Genomic DNA, 1150 nt, shown 5'->3' with positions numbered 1-1150 from the left:
GGGATGATCTGGATGATGATAATGATGGAATTCCCGATACTATAGAAGGACAATGTACTCCAATAGATAATCCGAATCTAATTAAAGATGGGGACTTTGAAGATATAGATGTTCTTAGGTTAGAGGCTAACACAACAGACCAAGCATCCTCAAAGGGTGTTTGGAAAGGAGATGCTAGTCATATCCCTCACTGGGAAAGTGCAGATAACCCTGGTAATAATCATCTAGAGTTATGGCAAAACGGAAATGAGAATATTGACTGGGAGACTGGATTCGGAGCATATTCCGGTATCCAATTTGTAGAAGTAGATGCCTCTTCCCCTTTGGGACTTTATCAAGATGTCCCAACCATCCCCGGGACAATACTGAGATGGTCTTTCGCGCACAGGAATAGATATTCTTCTGCAGATGATATTATAGATGTTCTTTTGGGACCTCCATCTGCCCCTGTTCTGCAAAATACTTTTACTTCTGCTCCAAATTACAACTGGAAAGAGAATTTTGGATTTTATACCGTCCCTGCTGGTCAGACCATTACACGTATATGGTTTAGAGCCAATGTAGGCAGTAATTTTATTGATAAAATTCAAATGTTTGTACTTGATGCTTGTACAGATGCAGATTCTGATGGGATACCAAACTCTTTAGACCTGGATTCCGATAACGATGGAATTCCAGATGTTTTAGAGGCAGGTTTGGTAGATAATAATAATGATGGTTTAGTAGATACTGCCTCATATGGAACTAATGGGCTAGCAGATAATGTAGAAACAGCTATAGATAGTGGTGTTATAAATTATGTAATTCCCAATTCAGATGCAGCAACAGATGTTAAACCAGGATTCGTCTTATACGATTTCTTAGATTTAGACTCGGATAATGATGGTATAAACGATACCAAGGAAGCCTTCTCTCATACCACTAAATATCATGATAACGATAATGATGGGAGAATAGATAATTGGTTCATTGATGCAGATGAGAATGGATGGCATGATGTCATTAGTGAAGAAAGCACATTCCCTGGACCAAAAAACTCAGATTATGATAATTTACCAGATTACCGTGATTTGGACTCTGACGGAGATGGTATACCAGATACGTTAGAGAGCAATAGAGATGTTCCAGACACTGATAATGATGGGATTGT

The 1150-nt window shown here is 38.8% G+C and carries 1 protein-coding gene; it reads left to right on the top strand.

The window, feature by feature from the left end:
• Positions 1-1150, top strand: a 1150-nt coding sequence (locus tag ABYT07_RS21335) for a hypothetical protein (RefSeq protein ID WP_372993998.1), incomplete at both ends; no start/stop codon positions are given.

The sequence above is a fragment of the Sulfitobacter sp. genome, assembly GCF_041552635.1.
GTDB lineage: Bacteria > Pseudomonadota > Alphaproteobacteria > Rhodobacterales > Rhodobacteraceae > Sulfitobacter.
The sequence above is the reverse complement of the archived record's forward strand: the minus strand, read 5'-3'. Positions and strand labels throughout refer to the sequence as shown.